Source organism: Amphibacillus indicireducens (assembly GCF_039539605.1).
In the GTDB taxonomy this organism is placed as follows: domain Bacteria; phylum Bacillota; class Bacilli; order Bacillales; family Amphibacillaceae; genus Amphibacillus; species Amphibacillus indicireducens.
The window spans coordinates 1-18,060 of the sequence record NZ_BAABDL010000116.1 but is presented as its reverse complement, the minus strand read 5'-3'; the positions used below and the strand labels follow the sequence as shown (position 1 = coordinate 18,060).

At 36.7% G+C, this 18,060-nt stretch carries 12 protein-coding genes and 2 pseudogenes; 10 read left to right on the top strand and 4 right to left on the bottom strand.

Translation table 11 applies throughout. From position 1 onward, the window contains the following. Window positions 1–11 precede the first annotated feature (11 nt). Complete coding sequence (locus tag ABD814_RS10355; RefSeq protein WP_344912873.1) at window positions 12–2,471, top strand: heavy metal translocating P-type ATPase; 2,460 nt, start codon at window positions 12–14, stop codon at window positions 2,469–2,471. A 329-nt stretch (window positions 2,472–2,800) separates the two neighbouring features. On the opposite strand, the gene ABD814_RS10350 is transcribed toward ABD814_RS10355, so the two are convergent. Next, on the bottom strand, window positions 2,801–3,094 hold the full coding sequence (locus ABD814_RS10350) for a hypothetical protein (RefSeq protein WP_344912871.1): 294 nt from the start codon (window positions 3,092–3,094) through the stop codon (window positions 2,801–2,803). A gap of 498 nt (window positions 3,095–3,592) precedes the next feature. On the opposite strand from ABD814_RS10350, the gene ABD814_RS10345 reads away from it, so the two are divergent. Next, window positions 3,593–5,197: a xylulokinase gene (locus ABD814_RS10345; RefSeq protein ID WP_344912869.1), complete on the top strand. Its 1,605-nt coding sequence runs from the start codon at window positions 3,593–3,595 to the stop codon at window positions 5,195–5,197. On the opposite strand, the pseudogene ABD814_RS10340 reads toward ABD814_RS10345, so the two are convergent. Both ABD814_RS10340 and ABD814_RS10335 read right to left on the bottom strand, forming a co-directional pair. Then, window positions 5,184–5,855, bottom strand: a pseudogene (locus ABD814_RS10340) (transposase); the annotation flags it as partial. The gene ABD814_RS10345 and the pseudogene ABD814_RS10340 overlap by 14 nt on opposite strands. A 3-nt stretch (window positions 5,856–5,858) precedes the next feature. Beyond that, a pseudogene (locus ABD814_RS10335) lies at window positions 5,859–6,227 on the bottom strand (SDR family NAD(P)-dependent oxidoreductase); the annotation flags it as partial. 323 nt (window positions 6,228–6,550) lie between these two features. Between ABD814_RS10335 and ABD814_RS10330 the strand changes: the two are divergent. After that, window positions 6,551–9,949 (top strand): glycoside hydrolase family 2 TIM barrel-domain containing protein, encoded by a 3,399-nt coding sequence (locus tag ABD814_RS10330; RefSeq protein ID WP_344912867.1) that lies wholly within the window; start codon window positions 6,551–6,553, stop codon window positions 9,947–9,949. Between the two features lie 60 nt (window positions 9,950–10,009). On the opposite strand, the gene ABD814_RS10325 is transcribed toward ABD814_RS10330, so the two are convergent. Further along, window positions 10,010–10,837: an AAC(3) family N-acetyltransferase gene (locus ABD814_RS10325; protein WP_344912865.1), complete on the bottom strand. Its 828-nt coding sequence runs from the start codon at window positions 10,835–10,837 to the stop codon at window positions 10,010–10,012. A gap of 227 nt (window positions 10,838–11,064) precedes the next feature. Here ABD814_RS10325 and ABD814_RS10320 point away from each other — a divergent pair, with 227 nt between their 5' ends. From ABD814_RS10320 to ABD814_RS10290, 7 genes are all read left to right on the top strand, one after another. After that, a complete protein-coding gene (locus ABD814_RS10320) occupies window positions 11,065–12,546 on the top strand; it encodes a methyl-accepting chemotaxis protein (protein ID WP_344912863.1) in 1,482 nt (493 codons plus the stop codon). A gap of 234 nt (window positions 12,547–12,780) precedes the next feature. After that, on the top strand, window positions 12,781–14,100 hold the full coding sequence (locus ABD814_RS10315; protein ID WP_344912861.1) for an MATE family efflux transporter: 1,320 nt from the start codon (window positions 12,781–12,783) through the stop codon (window positions 14,098–14,100). 88 nt (window positions 14,101–14,188) lie between these two features. Further along, on the top strand, window positions 14,189–14,794 hold the full coding sequence (locus ABD814_RS10310) for a GNAT family N-acetyltransferase (RefSeq protein ID WP_344912859.1): 606 nt from the start codon (window positions 14,189–14,191) through the stop codon (window positions 14,792–14,794). A 279-nt stretch (window positions 14,795–15,073) separates the two neighbouring features. Beyond that, complete coding sequence (locus ABD814_RS10305) at window positions 15,074–16,552, top strand: glutamate--cysteine ligase (RefSeq protein ID WP_344912857.1); 1,479 nt, start codon at window positions 15,074–15,076, stop codon at window positions 16,550–16,552. 83 nt (window positions 16,553–16,635) lie between these two features. After that, window positions 16,636–17,049 carry a zinc ribbon domain-containing protein gene (locus ABD814_RS10300; protein ID WP_344912855.1) on the top strand — a complete coding sequence of 138 codons (414 nt, stop codon included), beginning with the start codon at window positions 16,636–16,638 and terminating at the stop codon, window positions 17,047–17,049. A gap of 40 nt (window positions 17,050–17,089) precedes the next feature. Then, on the top strand, window positions 17,090–17,521 hold the full coding sequence (locus ABD814_RS10295) for a phosphate-starvation-inducible PsiE family protein (RefSeq protein WP_344912853.1): 432 nt from the start codon (window positions 17,090–17,092) through the stop codon (window positions 17,519–17,521). Between the two features lie 186 nt (window positions 17,522–17,707). Continuing rightward, the gene (locus ABD814_RS10290; RefSeq protein ID WP_344912851.1) at window positions 17,708–18,007 is read left to right on the top strand and encodes a TetR/AcrR family transcriptional regulator; all 300 of its coding nucleotides are present in this window, start codon (window positions 17,708–17,710) and stop codon (window positions 18,005–18,007) included. Window positions 18,008–18,060 lie beyond the last annotated feature (53 nt).

The window sequence follows — 18,060 nt, the reverse complement described above, 5'->3', positions numbered from 1 at the left end:
GGGTCAAACTTATGCATCATCAAACATTTGATATCGAAGGGATGACATGTGCAGCATGTGCCCAAACGGTTGAAAAAGTGACGAGTAAGTTACCAGGCGTAGAGTCAGCACAAATCAACTTAGCGACAGAAAAACTGACGATGAATTATGATCAATCTGTTTTATCTGTTCAAGAGATAGAAAAAGCGGTGAGCGGTGCGGGCTATCAAGTTGTGACACCGACAAAAAAGCAAACATTTTCAATTGAAGGGATGACATGTGCATCATGTGCTCAAACCGTAGAAAAGTCAGTTGCTAATCTTGACGCTGTTAAATATGCACAAGTGAATTTAGCGACAGAGAAGTTAACTGTTGAATATGATCCGGAGAGCATTTCGGCAAAAGATATTATAGCAACAGTCGATCGATCGGGTTATCAAGCAAAGGAAGACCTTGATGCTTCCGTTGATTCATATAGTGAATCTAAAGATAAAAAAACAGCCCAAATGGAATCAATTTGGCGCCGATTCTGGCTATCAGCTATTTTTACAATCCCATTGTTTTATATTTCAATGGGGCCAATGGTCGGCTTACCAGTACCATCGATGATTGATCCAGACTTAAATGGGTTGAATTTTTCAGTCATCCAATTAATCCTCACGATTCCTGTCATTCTTTTAGGCTGGAGTTACTATACAGGTGGGTTTAAGGCACTTTTTAAAGGACATCCGAATATGGATTCATTAATCGCATTAGGTACGAGTGCAGCTTTTGTTTATAGCTTAGCTGCCACAATTGTTGTTTGGAATGGCGATCCAAGCTATGCCCATCAATTGTATTATGAATCTGCTGCTGTGATTTTAACACTAATTACTTTAGGTAAGTACCTCGAATCACGTTCAAAAGGGAAAACGTCTGAAGCGATTGAAAAACTAATGGACTTAGCACCAAAAACAGCCACAGTTATTCGTGACGGTGAAGAAACTGAAGTTGGGATTGATCAAGTCGTTGTCGGTGATTTAATTATCGTTAAACCTGGTGAGAAAATCCCTGTTGATGGGACGATTGTCGAAGGGAGAACATCTGTTGATGAATCGATGTTAACGGGCGAGAGTATCCCGGTTGAGAAAAACATTGGTGATTCAATGGTAGGTGGAAGTTTTAATAATAATGGAACAGTTAAATACAAAGCAGATAAAGTCGGTAATGACACGGCTTTAGCTCAAATTATTCAACTAGTTGAAGATGCTCAAGGTTCAAAAGCGCCAATTGCCAAAATGGCTGATATTATTTCTGGCTATTTCGTGCCAATCGTGATTGGACTTGCGATTATCGCTGGAATCGGCTGGTACATTTCAGGAGAATCAGGCGTATTTGCCTTAACGATTGCGATTTCTGTGCTGGTTATTGCTTGTCCGTGTGCGCTCGGATTAGCCACACCTACAGCAATCATGGTCGGCACAGGTAAAGGTGCGGAACATGGTGTGTTAATTAAAGGTGGGGCTGCGCTAGAAACAACGCATAAAGTAGATATGGTCGTATTTGATAAAACAGGCACGATTACTGAAGGAAAACCGGTCGTCACTGACATCGTGACAGCAAATGGCGTTTCAGAATCGGACTTATTAATGCTAACGGCTTCTGCGGAAAAAGGATCTGAACACCCATTAGGTGAAGCGATTGTCCGAGAAGCGAAAGCGAAAGGATTCGAGTTCATTGATGGAGAAAATTTTTCAGCTATTCCTGGACACGGAATTGAAGTGACGATTGGTGATCAACAGTTACTAGCTGGAAATAAGAAGTTAATGGTTGATCGAGCCATCTCTCTAGACGACTTAGCAGAGCCATCTGATCAATTAGCTAGTCAAGGTAAGACGCCAATGTATATTGCGCTTGATCAGAAAATAGCTGGTATTATTGCTGTTGCGGATACTGTGAAAGAGAACAGTGCCCAAGCAATTGAAAAACTTCACCAAATGGGGATTGAAGTCGCCATGATTACAGGCGATAATACGCGAACAGCAGCTGCAATTGCCGGGCAAGTTGGGATTGACCGCGTCTTAAGTGAAGTTTTGCCTGAAGATAAAGCGAATGAAGTGACAAAACTTCAAGCAGAAGGCAAAAAGGTTGCGATGGTTGGTGACGGAATTAATGATGCACCGGCACTTGCTCAAGCAGATATCGGGATTGCGATTGGTTCGGGGACTGACGTAGCAATTGAATCGGCAGATATCGTCTTAATGAGAAGTGACTTACTCGATGTTCCAAGTTCAATCGAGTTAAGTAAAGCGACGATTCGAAACATTAAAGAAAACTTATTCTGGGCTTTTGCTTATAATGTGTTAGGTATCCCAGTTGCGATGGGTCTCCTTTATGCATTTGGTGGACCATTACTAAGTCCAATGATTGCAGGAGCAGCGATGAGCCTTAGCTCTGTCTCAGTCCTAGCAAACGCATTAAGACTCAAACGATTTAAGCCATCGCGTGCTTGATTCGAAAAAACGCTTAGCCAACTTATTTGGCCGAAGCGTTTTTTATGAAAAATTAATTTAATGAAGATAAGCTCAAGCTAATTCCTCCTAATTCCCCCAACTATGGACATTTTATTGAATTTACTGAGCGAAAATGTCCGAAGTAGCCCAACCTCGGACACTTTTCATCTTTATATATTGAAAAATGTCCGAAGCTGGTTTTGGCCATTGATCTAGAGTGAAGCCTAAGTAAATAGAAAATAATGATATTGAGTCTCGGCGTGCAATATGTGTGGACTAGTTAGACATCGTCCCTCGTCATTCCGATTATTAAGTCAGCATTCACTGTTCTAGCCCCACCACATAATTAAAACAAATAATGACCAAAAAGATGTAATGATCCCGATGATTAAAATAATCAACTGAAGGACCGATACGTATTGTTTATTTTTATGTAGTTTATATGATAATAGGATTGCAATGATTAATGCCAAGATACTAATGATTGTGATTGCTGTTAAATAGTAGATTGGATAGATGTCGATCAAATAATCACTTAAAAAATAAGCTAGACTTTGTCCCCAAATCCCGAAGATAATTGTGACAATTGAACAAATAAAAATCGTGATCTTAGTTTTTTTCATTAACGTCACTCCCATATTAGTTTACAATGAATATCTCCTTAGTGCAGAAAATAATGAAATTAAATAAAAGCGGAATTCTGTGTTTATTATTGAGCCTATATTAAGTTCAATACGTATGTCCATTATTCCTGCTATGATTCATTTTTTCTTAAATTAGTCTCACATAAAAAAATCCTTACAATAGGCTGCCAATTCTTCTGGCAAAGATGATTAGATAAGTTCAGTCATTCTATGTCTAATAATAAAAGTCCACCTAACTGGTACGAACCTATTTATGGTGAAGTAAATGAATCTATTTGTAAAAGACAACAAATATTTAACTTGCTTTAATGGTTGATCTGATCTCATTTTAAAATATAAATGATAAAATTAACTTGGACTATTAATCAATTAATGTTATGATTTAGATGGTTACTTTACAAGCAAAAACTTTAAACAGTGATACTTGTACGGATAAATTAAACTTAATATTAAATGTAATTTTTAGGAGGAAGAGTAATGACTCAACAAATTAAGCAATCGATTGAAGCGGGGAAAACAGCTCTAGGAATTGAGTTGGGCTCAACGCGAATTAAAGCAGTTTTAATCGGAGAAGACAATAACCCAATTGCAGTTGGGAGTCATGGCTGGGAGAACAGTCATGTCGATGGTGTCTGGACTTATAGTATTGATGAAATTTGGAAAGGCTTACAGGATAGTTACCGAGAAGTTGCAAAAACGGTTAAAGATAAATATGATGTAACTTTGACAAAGGTTGGTGCAATTGGTTTCAGTGCGATGATGCATGGTTACATGGCGTTCGATCAAAATGATCAATTATTAGTCCCATTCAGAACATGGCGAAACAATATTACCGAACAATCGTCACAAGCGTTAACTGAGCTATTTAATTATAATATTCCACAAAGATGGACAATAGCTCATCTTTATCAAGCAATTTTAAATCAAGAAGCACATATTTCGAAAATCAATCATGTGACAACACTGGCAGGCTATGTTCACTGGCAACTAACAGGTGAAAAGGTGCTAGGTGTTGGAGAAGCTTCAGGCGTGTTTCCAATTGATCTTGAAACAAAATCATTTAATCAAACAAAGATTGATCAATTTAATCAATTAATTGAACCAAATCAACTCCCTTGGAAGCTGGAAGACGTCTTAGCAGATGTTCTTGTTGCTGGGGAAGAAGCGGGTACACTAACAGAAGCTGGAGCAAAATTACTTGATCCAACGGGCCAACTAGAAGCTGGAATTCCTTTATGTCCACCTGAAGGAGATGCGGGAACAGGTATGGTCGCAACGAATAGTGTTGCAGAGCGTACAGGGAATGTTTCAGCTGGAACATCCGTTTTTGCAATGGTCGTCTTAGAAAAGGAATTAGAAAAGGTTCATACAGAAATTGATTTAGTAACGACACCTACTGGTAGTTTAGTAGCGATGTCCCATTCAAATAATTGTACGTCTGATCTTAACGCATGGGTCGGTTTATTTGCTGAATATTCAGAGGCAATGGGAATGGAAGTCGACATGAATGAAATCTACGGTACTTTATACAATCTAGCTTTAAAAGGTGATCAAGATACAGGTGGACTTCTTTCGTATGGCTACCTATCTGGTGAGCATATTACTGGATTTGAAGAGGGGCGTCCATTGTTTGTCCGCTCTTCGAATAGTAAATTCACCTTACCAAACTTCATGCGTACTCACTTATTTTCTGCTTTAGGTGCGATGAAAATTGGCATGGATATTTTATTGAAAGAAGAGAACGTCAAGTTAGATGAAATTTTAGGACATGGTGGTTTATTTAAGACAAAAGGAGTCGGTCAGCAAATTATGGCTGCTGCTCTAAATACACCAGTAACTGTTATGGAAACAGCTGATGAAGGTGGAGCGTGGGGGATTGCATTACTTGCTTCATACTTGATTAATAAAACGAAAGATCAGCCATTAGATGAATATCTAAATGAAACAGTTTTTGCTAAACAACAAGCAACGACACTAGCACCTGAAAAGGCTGATGTTGAAAGTTTTGAATTATTTATGGAACGCTATAAAGATGGGTTGCCAATTGAACGTGCAGCGGTCGATCACTTTAACTTAAATTAAATTTTAAACGAGGCTGGGACATAACTAGTCTTACTAAGTAAAAAATGGTTCTACTTACGGTTTTGTCGTAAATAGAACCATTTTTATTTTTATCATCATTTGGATTCATTGGAGTTTTAACGTTATTGGCAGTGAACTTCCTTAAGTTCACTGCCAATAACGCAAATCCAAGTTCATTGTGCGCTTTGGATTGACCTCTTAAAGATAAACGAGTGAAACCCAAATTAGCCTTCAAAAATCCGAAGAACGGCTCTACATCTATTTTACGTTTACGATAGATTTCGCCTGTCTTCTTATCTGAAAGCTTTTCTCTCACATATTCTTTTTGACTTTCCCATTTTGCATTCTGATATAGCCTGCGGTTCGTCCCTTCTTTCGCTTTTGTACACAATTCTCTCAAAGGACACCCTGTACAATCCTCACATTCATATACTTTAAACGTTCGTTTAAAACCATACCGATCTGTTCGGGTTGATTCATAAAGATAATTTAATTGTTTTTCATTTGGACACACATAAGAATTTGTGTCAGAGTGATAGGTCCAATTCGCAGTATTAAAAGGATCTTCTCTAAATTTCTTCTTCTTTTCTTTCCGGTATAGATTGTAGGTGATCAGTGGGACACGCTTCCGATTATTTAATATGTCATCATACTTCTGGCATAATGCAGCCCCTTTAAGATCAATTGCCATCAATCGATCCCAATAGTCTTCATCAAACTCAGCTGCTGGCTTATCATCTGGAGTTAATGCTGCGTTATTTACCGCAACGTCAAGTTTTCCATAAGTATCGACTGCAAATTTAACCATGTTTTGAACATCTTCTGAACTAGAAACATCTGTTTTAACAAAAGCAGCTTCTCCGCCGTCCGCTTTAATTGCGTCTACGACAGCTTGTCCTTTTTCTTCATTAATATCTGCAACAATAACTTTTGCTTTAGCTTCTGCAAAAAGTTTTGCTATTTCTTCTCCCATACCCATAGCTGCACCTGTAACGATAGCAACTTTACCTTCTAATACTGGAAATGTCATTGATAATCCTCCTAATATAATTTTAATTTCACTTTAATTTTAACTCATTGTGAAATAGTTTACAAACTTTCTATTATACTAAATTGTTTAATTCCACCAATCTTGTAACGATAAATAGTTTAACCAAATCAAGTAATTTCATCATGATAAAAGCTATTTTATCGTGATGTAACAGTTAGTAACGATCCGATTGAAGTTTTATTTTATCTTTTGGTTGATGTTTTATGTTATTAAATTAAATTAAGTAAGCATATTGACTAAAAGATGTGTCTGTGTGAGAATATGATTCAAATGGAAGGGCTTTCTTAAAGGAGGAAACGGTTTTGAATAAGCGTGTATTATTTAATCAAGGTTGGTTATTTGCGAAGTCAGACTTATCTGTTGATTCTGCAATTGGTTTAGATTTTCAACCTGTTGAAGTTCCGCACGATTGGTTAATTTTTCAGACGGAAGATTTATATGAACATAGTATTGGTTGGTATAAAAAAACGCTTCATTTAGATAAAGTGAATGATCGTGTTATTCTTCAATTTGATGGTGTGTATATGGATTCATCATTATATGTCAACGGTCAGTTTATTGGCGAGTGGAAATATGGTTATTCTGCTTTTGAACATGAGATCACCGATCAATTGATCAATGGTGAAAATGAGATTCTATTAAAAGTTGTCTATCAGAGTCCGAATAGTCGCTGGTATACTGGAGCAGGTATTTATCGAGATGTTTGGTTAAAGACTCGTAGTCAAAATTACATTGAATCAGATGGTATTTATATTACAACAAGAAAAGAGGCTGACGATTGGCAGGTTGAGGTTGAGACGGATCTGCAATTAGAAAGCCCAGCGATACTAAAGCATGAGCTGTTTGATCGGGATAAGAAAATTGCTGAAAGTACAGTATCTGTGTCGGCTAGTCAAAAAAATGAGCAACGATTAACTGTTGAACAACCAAAAGTTTGGAGTCCAGAGAGTCCGAATTTATATGAGCTAAAAACAACGTTACTTAATCAATCAGGGCAAGTGATTGAAGAAATTGATCAGCGTGTCGGTTTCAGAACTGTAAGACTGGATCCGAATCATGGCTTATTTATTAACGATGTAAAAACTCAAATAAACGGTGTCTGTGAGCACCATGATTTAGGTGCATTAGGTGCAGCCTTTAATCCAGTTGCCTTAAGACGCCGCTTTAAAATTTTAAAGCAGATGGGAGTCAATGGGATTCGAACTGCCCATAATATGCCGGCTAAAGAATTGATGGACTTAGCGGATGAATTTGGCTTTTTAGTTGTTTCTGAAGCATTTGATATGTGGGAGCGTCCTAAGACAAAATATGATTATGCGCGCTTCTTTAAAGAATGGGCGTATCGCGATGTAAAAAACTGGGTTAAGCGCGACCGGAATCATCCGAGCCTAATCATGTGGGGAATTGGTAATGAGGTTTATGATACGCATGCAGATGAGCTCGGTCAAGAGCTAACACAGATGTTGAAAGATTACGTTGAAGAATTTGATCCGAAACAAAATGCTTATGTTACATTTGGCTCTAATTATTTACCGTGGGAAAACACGAGAAAAGCTGCTGATCTCATTAAAATTGTTGGTTATAACTATGGTGATAAATATTATCATGATCATCACGATGAGTATCCAGACTGGGTGATCTACGGTAGTGAAACCGTTTCAGTCGTTCAAAGTCGTGGGATTTATCACTTTCCATTAGAAGAACCAATTTTAGCCGATGATGATGAGCAATGTTCAGCGCTTGGTAATAGTTCGACAAGTTGGGGGGCGAAGTCTCATGAGGCGTCGATTATCGCACATCGTGATGCGCCGTATACTTTAGGGCAATTTATTTGGACAGGCTTTGATTACATCGGTGAGCCGACACCTTATCATACGAAAAATTCTTATTTTGGTCAGATTGATACGGCAACATTTCCTAAAGATACGTATTACATTTATCAGGCAAGCTGGACAGACTATAAAACAGCGCCAATGATTCATGTTTTCCCGTATTGGGATTTTAATCCAGGGCAAATGATTGATGTTCGAGTGGCTAGTAATGCGCCAAAAGTTGAACTCAAACTGAATGGACGCTCATTAGGAATAAAGGAAATTAACCATCAATCAGGTACTGAACTTGTTCCGACATGGAAAGTTGCTTATGAGCCTGGTGAAATAACAGCGATCGCTTATGATGAAAATGATCAGGTGATTGCAACCGATCAGCAAAAGTCATTTGAGGATGCAACAAAAGTTGTGCTAACAGCTGATAAAAAACAGCTGATTGCTAATGGACAGGATTTAATTTTTGTTGAGATCAATACAGAGGACGACGCAGGTAATCAAGTTAAAAATGCTACGAATCGCGTCACTGTTGATGTAACTGGCGCAGGTCGTCTCGTCGGTTTAGATAATGGCGATAGTACTGATATTGATCAGTATAAAGGAATCAGTCGCCGGTTATTTAGTGGCAAGTTGATGGCAATTATTCAAGCAACAGATGAAGTTGGCGAGATTCATGTTCGGGTTAGCTCGAATCATTTAACTGAAGCTAACTTAACACTTGAAGCAGTTCCTAATGTGCAAAAAGTTGAACATAAAATCAACTATGCGATGAATCAGCCGACACCAATCAAGATAGGACAAGCAGATGAGATTCCTGTTCGAAAAATTGAACTCATTTCAACTGATGGTCAAGCATTTTCACCAGAGTTAACTGAAACGACGATTGAAGCAACACTCTATCCAGCAGATACGACTTATCGTGAGATTGAATGGAGTGTTGTAACTGACAGTGGTGTAAAAACAAATATTGCGACGATTGAACCTAACGGAGCAACGGCTAAAGTGACAGCTGTTGGAGATGGTCGCTTCCGAGTGAGGGCGACAACGAAAAATGGTACAGATAAAGTAAAATTAATCTCTGAGCTTGATATGATAGTAGCTGGTTTAGGTGAGGCATATAAAAATCCGTATGATTTTATATCTGGTGGTCTCTACGATGATCATGTTGGTGAAGTAACGAGCGGTAATGAACGTGGTGTTGCAACAAGTCGTGATGGTGAAACGATCGTTGGCTATCACAAAATTGATTTTGGTAAGGATGGATCAGATGAAATAACGATTCCAATCTTTGCTTTAAGTGATGAAGAATATCCGATTGAAATCTGGCAAGGAAAACCTGACGAAGCAGATAGTCATTTACTGGCTGATGTAATCTACCAGAAGGAATCTCGTTGGAACGTTTATCAGTCTGATACTTACAAACTATCAAAACGAATAACTGGCTTAACATCAATCTATTTCCGTCTGCAAGCAAAAGTTCATATTAAAGGTTTTTCATTTACACCATATGCTCGCAGCTTAGCTAAAAACTACGTAAAAGATGCTGATCATATTTACGGTGATTCATTCACTTTTAAAGCTGATGTAGTTGAAGGGATTGGTAATAATGTCTCGTTTGCATACGATGCAATGGATTTTGGTACAGCAGGAATCTCTAAGCTAACAGTCTGTGGCCATTCACCAATCGATAAAAATACGATCCATGTCCGCTTTATCGACGAAGAAGGGCAAGAGAATCAAATTATTGAATTTACTGAAACAGCTGATTATGAAGAGCGTCAGTTTGAGTTAGATCGGATCACAGGGAAGAAAACAGTCATGTTTATTTTCTTACCGGGCAGTAACTTTAACTTCAGTTGGTTTAAATTTGAGTAGATCATTATAAAAAAATAGATGTAGTCGAGTCGGTTGAGACTCTGCTACATCTATTTTAATTTAAAGTGTATTGTGCATGATTAATGATTGATTCATTTTCCACTTCTCTTCAAATGCCTGTGAAAACTCTTCTGTTAGTGGCTCAATGTCAGAGAATAGATCAGGATCGATTTCAAGCATAACAGTGATGATTTTTGTCATCTTGGCAGTATCACAAATTCGAACCTCTGCATCACCAAATTTACCAATGTGCATTGCACCAAGCTTCAGCAAATAGTCATCAACTTTCCAAAAGTGGTCAGACCACGTTTTGCCATAGTGCCTGCGCGAAGGGACTGATACTTTTGTTCCATCAGAAGCAACGCTATATAATTGTTCATGTGAATCGGTTACTCGACCAGGAATATCCACCCATTCTTCAATGCCGTGAATAAATGTATTCTTGATTAAATCAATACCAATCAGCATAATTTGAGCATTTCGATCTAACAATTTACCGTAAGGAGATGTTCTTGCGCAAGGCGTGTCGAGTTTTTCATCACCTGTAGTAAATGCTTCAGCGTCTTTACCTAAAGCAGAAACAGAATGGGTTGGGTGCAATGAACGAATCACACCATCACGCCTCCTAAACAATTCTGTTAAAATTCCAACATTCGTTTTGGATTGATTAACGTGAAAAATTGGATTTTCCTGATTCACGTGTGCCCAAGTATGAGCTGGTAGGACAAGTAAACCTTCCTCCATATACTCTGATAAACTATCTAGAACAGTCTCTGGTCCACCATCAACCTGACCAATACTTTTATAAGACGAGTGAACTTTTAGCGTACCATATTGGTTAATCCCAAGTCTTTTTAAATCATTTTTTAAATCTTCTTTTGTGTACATCTTGCTACCTCCATTTTTCATCAACAACGATTAAGATTGCAGGCTGAGAAAAGGGATTCTCAGCAGTTTCTATACTACCGATTACCATAGCATAAAACGGAACGAACTTGAACTAATATGTTTACAAATTCGACAAGATTAAACAACTTCTTTATCAAAAACTCACCACAATATTAAAATACTTATGCTATAATTAAAGTATATTACTTGTGGGAGGTTTTTTTGAGATGAAAAAACGTACATACACCTTTCAGGAGAGGAATCGACTTGTATTATTATTGTACTTATTGTCTGTTATTTTAGCGAGTGTGATTTTGTCGGTAAGTGGTTTACCAGTTGAAACAGTCCTGATTGGATTGAGTTTTGGCGTTGGGACATTTGTGATTTTGTTTATCTTATACAAGCTAAGAAAGCTAACACAGTGGCTCCCATTTATTGTGATTGTTAGTTTAGCATTAATGACAATCTTTATGTTGGAAAGCAGGCCTTCATTAACAACTTATTTAATTACTTACTTCAGTTTAGCGATTATTACATTGTATCATCGCTATCTTTATGTTCTTGTTTCTGGAATTTTTGGCTTATTAATTACCAACCTATTCATGTTTCAGTATGGATCAAGTGTGATTATTGACTATTCAACAGTACACTTAGTTGCATTTAACATTATTTTTGTTTTGACGACGCTTATTCTCATTTATCAAAGTATCATTGGCAAAACGATTCAAAATCAGGCACAAGTCCTAGCTAAGGAGTCAGAAGCGTCAAAAGATGAAATCCTTCGGTTAATCAATCAAGTTCGCTATACTGTTGAGCAACTTGATCAACTCAATGAACAATTAACCGATAATTCTTCACTGACAAATCATTACTCAAGTGAGCTTGCTTCAACTTTTCGTGAAATATCAGGTGGGGTTGAGAGTCAAGCGAATAGTGCGGGTGCAATGACAGAATCGATTGTTTCAATGAATGAAGAAATAACGAATATTTCAGATCAGACAACTGTTATTAATGAAAATGCAAATGAATCAAGTAAAGTTGTTGCAAGTGGATCTGACGATGTTAGCGATTTAAATCAAACGATTATTGATGTTGATCAAACCTTGACTGAAACCGTTGTTGAAATGACTGAGCTTAATGAAGCAACGGCACAAGTAAGCGAGGTGTTAGCAACGATCTCGGAGATAGCCGATCAAACGAATTTACTTGCCTTAAATGCAGCGATTGAAGCGGCGCGTGCTGGTGAAGTCGGACAAGGATTTGCGGTTGTAGCTCAAGAAGTTAGAAAACTAGCAGAACATTCGATTGAATCAACAATGCAAATCAGTGATATACTAGGAAAAATTCAGCATAAAACACAAACGGCTACTGACCGAGTCAACCAAAGTAAAACTGTTTTTGATCGTGGTAAAACCTTAACAGAAAAAACAAATCAAGCATTTCAAACCATTGATCAATTTGTTAATGAACTCCGAAATTCTGCATCTGAATTAAACGAGCGAGTTGGTCTGTTAACGAATTCATCTGCTCAAGTAGTTGATGAAGTTAACCATGTATCAAGCACTTCTGAGCAATTAAGTGCTTCAGTTGAAGAAGTGTTTGCTAATATTGAAGAACAAAATACGAGAATGACAGAATTGAATGAAAAAGTTGTTGAAATTGATCAACTGACCGATCATTTGCGTGTTTCATTAGCAACAGCGGAGTAATTCATGCAAAAATATTCATTTATGTTATAATGGTAGTAAGAAAAAAATACGTGCAAATTTCGCCGCCGGGTGAAGTCAATCAAAAAAGCACAAAACGGGATACCTTTAGGCCAAAGTAGGTAACCGTTGAGTGCTTTTTTTATGTCGTTATTTATGTGTATTGAAGCGTCTTCAGAAGAGAACGTGCTCATATATAGATAACTTAGGAATAATATTTTTTTTGGAGGATGTAGGATGGAGATTAGGGGAGATTTAAAAACTTATTCAAAATATGTTAGTTTAAATGTCGCTGGGATGATTGGAACATCTGTCTATATATTAGCGGACACATTATTCGTTGCAAATGGGATCGGTGAAACGGGGATCGCTGCACTTAACCTCGCATTACCCGTCTTTTCACTCGTCCAAGGACTCAGCTTCATGCTCGGAATTGGTGGCGCAACGTGGTATTCAATCCTTCGAGCGCAAAATAAACATGAAGAAGCAACAAAATCATACAATCAAACACTACTTTTTGGAGCCTTAATTAGCTTTGTGATTATTTTGTTAGGTCTTTTCGGTTCAGAATCAATAGCCAAACTCGTTGGTGCCAATCAGGAAACGTTCACGATGACAAATACGTATATTAAAGTGATTATGGTTTTTTCACCTTTTTTTATTTTTAATAATATGTTAATTGCCTTTATTCGGAATGATCGAAACCCAAAGCTTGCGATGACAGCCATGCTTTTGGGAAGTTTAATTAATATTATTTTTGATTACATTTTTATTTTCCCTTTAAACATGGGTATGTTTGGGGCAGTTCTAGCTACGAGTTGTGCGCCGATTTTTGGTTTAATGTTAATGAGTACCCACTTCAAACGAGCGGAAAACAGCTTACGACTAACCAAAATAAAACTTAAGCTTAAATCTTTTTGGACAATTACTAAATTAGGCGTTTCTTCATTTATTTCAGAGATGTCTTCTGGGATTGTGATGTTTATTTTTAATATCTTGATTTTAGGAATCGCTGGTAACATTGGGGTGGCGGCATACGGTGTGATTTCAAACCTTGCGATTATAGCGATTGCCATATTTACTGGGGTTGCTCAAGGTATCCAGCCGATTATTAGTCATATATTTGGCTTAAGAAATTCAAAATTGTTAAATCGGAATTTAATTTACGGCTTAATCACGTCATTATCAATTAGTGTTTTAATCTACTTGATTATCGGTATGAGTTCAGAACAACTGATTAGCTTTTTCAATCGTGACAATAACATGATTTTAGCTGAAATTGCCAAAGAAGGATTGCTAATCTACTTTGTTGGTATGTTTTTTGCTGGTTTTAATATTATCGCGATCGCCTGTCTAAGTGCAATGGATCAATCTGGTCTTGCTTTTCGATTTTCAATATTACGTAGTGTTATTTTAATTGTTCCATTCTCATTTGTTTTGGCAAACTCCTTTGACCTAACAGGTGTCTGGGCATCATTTGTCTTAACAGAAGCGATAACGAGTGTGCTCATTAGTTGGCAACTTTATCGGTCAAATAAACAACGAATCATCATTTAAAATAAAGGATTTTAAACTCCGTTGTCGAATGATATAAACGACGGAGTTTTTAGCGTTCGTAAAAATTCTTACTAAGAGGCGATTAAGAATGGAAATGATGATCACACTTAAGACAATTTCTGATTCGAGACAATATCCGCAACTAGTCAAATGGTATTATCAGGCCAATCCAATTAGCTATGAATTAGGTTATGGACGTTTTGCGAACAAAATCATTACAGCTCAGTTAGCGAATCAATCACCGTTAATGAGAAATAATTTTTTGCAAGGTATCTTTATTCACGAAAAATTAGTCGGCTTTTTAATTACCTACCCAACTGACAAGAGTAGACAAATTGACCAAAAAAGTTATGAATTTTTAAAGCGACATATGAGCCGTTTAAGTTACTTAAGAAAGATTCGTTTCTATCAGAAGGTTGCCCAGATTTTAAATATAGCACTTGCAGAAGACAGCTATTATTTACACAGCTTAGTGATTGATCCGGCATATCAAGGGCAAGGCATTGGTACAGCGGTGATCAAAAAACTATTAAGCAGATATGAAAAGTTGTCACTTTACGTTAATGACCAGAATACTCGTGCAGTACAATTTTATTTGAAAAATGGCTTTAAGATTGTCCATCATGGGCAAATTAGATATCAGAACATTTTCTATGGTGAATATTTAATGCATCATGAAGTTAATATTAAATAATTGTTCTAGTGTTAAAACCTTGCTTTTAAAAAGAGAATTGTTAAAATTAAAGAAGTCGATCAAATTAGCTAACTTGATCGATCATAATTATCTTTTCAAACGAATTTTGACGAACAAGAAAGTGAGCAGGTGCTCGCTTTTTTTAACGTTTACTGGGTTGAAAAATGATAAGCAATATTCGAATGAAATTTACTAAAGTGTGTTACTATTTAGCTGAATAATCATTTTTATATCAAAGATAGATGAATGAGATAGAGATAAATAAAAGGTTGGGATCACGTGAAATTAACATTTAATCAGCTGGTTGATTTTTTTGGGAAAGATCAGCATTATCTGCACTTAATGACAGGACAGTGGGGGATTGAACGAGAAACACATCGTATCAATCATGATGGCTCACTTGCATTGACACCAAACCCGAAAAAATTTACTAGTCAGGAAGCAAGTCAATCGATCACACTTGATTTTGCCGAAAGTCAACTTGAATTTTTTACTGAACCGAAAGATAAAATAGAAGATGTCATTGATGAGCTAGACAAAATTTATCACTTTACCAATGAAAATATCAACGGGGAATTGATGTGGCCATTTAGCATGCCACCACAACTACCAGATGAGAAAGACATTCCAATTGCATCGTTCGACTATTTAGAAGATGGATTAGATAAGGAAACGTATCGAGAAGGTTTAGCTGTTAGATACGGTAAAAAGATTCAGATGATCTCTGGAATCCATTATAACTATTCCTTTAGTGATGCATTTATTGACCAATTACATCAGACGTTTGAATCAGAATTACCGAAGCAGGAGTTTATTGATCAGCTTTATTTAAGAATCAGTCGAAACATCTTAAAATATCGTTGGTTATTCGTCTATTTATTTGGTGCATCTCCAGTTGTCGATCAGAGTTACCGATCTGTTTTTGCAGAAAAAATGCAAGCCCATCAATCTGATTGGTTCCGTCAAACATTTACTCAAGAAGCAATTGATCAATATGCGGTATCACTTCGAACGAGTCGATTTGGCTACTCTACTGAAATTGAAGATAAGTATCAAATTTCATACAATCAGTTAGACGAACACATTGATGACTTAAGGGAAGTTCTCTCAATTGATAATGAGCGCTATCAAAAGATTGGTGTTGAAAAGGATGGAAAGCCAATTCAATTAAATACGAAGGAACTTCAGAGTGAAGCTGAATTTTATGCGCCGATTCGCTTCCGACAAGTTCAAAAGTCGGGAGAAACGCTTCTCGATGCCCTTGAAAACCGAGGAATACGGTACTTTGAATTGCGCCTCCTTGATCTGGATCCATTTGCTAAACTGGCGATTACTAAAGATCAAATGCGTTTTACTCATTTGTTTATCCTCTTTTGTTTATTTGAGGAGAACAATCAATTTAGTCAAGAAGAACAAATTATCGCAAATAATAATCACCAGTTAATTTCTTTACTAGGTCGTCAACCAGGCCTGAAGTTACTTGATGACGAAGAAAATCAGGTTGACTTAGAAGTATGTGCTAAAGCAATTTTTGCTAAGCTTACTCAAATTGCTTATTTAATTGATCGTTCTGATAGTGAAAACGGATATGTTCAGCTTGTGAAGCAAGAGGAAAGTAAGCTAGTGAACCGTTCATTGTTACCAAGTCAACAAATTGTTGATGATATGAAAAACGCAGGGGAGTCGTTTGTTGAATTTGGCACACGGTTAGCTAAACAATACCAACAAAGTGACCTAAAACAATGCGAAAATGCATAAGCTTAGTTCAATCACAATGCTAATTGGAACAACGAAATAGTCGGTTCTTTTTTAGTCTTTCAAGTGAAAGGGGAGGATCTTTTTTGGGGAAAATTAGGCAGAAAATAGCGATATTTATGCAGGGACGCTACGGAATTGATCATATTTATTTAACTAATTTAGTGATTTACTTTATTGGCTTAATCTTTTTGCGTCGAATTGAACAAAGGTTGTATTTAGATATTCTATTGCTTGTGCTCATTTTATGGACATTTTATCGTGTTTTCTCACGAAATATTGTTAAGCGCCAAGCAGAGAATCAAGTCTTTCTTCGAGTGATTAATAAAATTAAATCAACAACAAAACTAATATTTAAGCGGATTCGTGACATTGGTACCCATCGTTATCGTCGTTGCCCGAACTGTCAAACACAACTGAGATTACCAAGAAAAGTTGGGACACATACAGTTAAATGTCCGCGTTGTGACAACCGATTTCAAGTGAAAATAAAGATTTAACTGATTGTAAAAGGAATGAACTTAAAAAAGGGTGGTCACTATGAAGAAGAAAACCTGGAGCTTGTCTTTCATTAAAAAAATTGGGGATCGCTTTTCTCATATTATTATGGGGATTGAGATTTTTCTTGCGGCACTAATTATAGTTGCCGTAGTGATCGGTGCGATTGCGTTAATTGTTTCTACTGTGCAAAAAGGTGTTGTAGAGCAGATTATAGATTATGATAATTTTCAAAATATTTTATCGTACTTATTAATTTTAATTATCGGTCTTGAATTATCAATTATGTTGATCCGACATCAACCGAGTAACATTGTTGATGTGATGATTTATGCGACTGCACGAAAAATGTTGATCTATTCAACAGATATGGTTGAAGGATTAATTGGTGTTATTTCAATTGGTGTTTTATTTATTATAAAAGTGTCATTGCACAAGGTCGATATGGATGTCGATAATCCTGAGAACAATTAGCATATCATTTACTGAAAAACGTCTTTAGTCTACTAAGGGCGTTTTTGTTAACGTTACTATTTTTAGTAGAGTATGCAAAATTAGAGTAATTTTTTTACTATCAATGGTTTCAATGTTGTATAATAAGGCTGTCATATATTCTCATTTAGTAGATTGAAAATAGTTAAATAGATTGGGGTAAAGAAGATGAAAAAAAGAGTTGATCCTAGAATTGCCCGTACAACAAAAATGATTATGAAATCCTTAAGGAAGTTAGGACGTGAAAGAGGCCTTGATGCGATTACGATTAAAGAAATCACTGAAGCGGCTCAAGTCAATCGAACAACTTTCTATTATCACTATCGTGACAAAAACGATGTCATTGAAAAAACATTGTTAGAAGACTTTGAAATCTATTTACTGAGCCCAATTATGGCATGTGAAAAGATAAATGAGGAGACATTGCGAATTATTTATTTTGCTTTTATTAACCTGCATTATTCATAACTTGATTTTTTATAGGTGATTTGCCCATTAAATTGCCAAAAGTGAATGCCAGT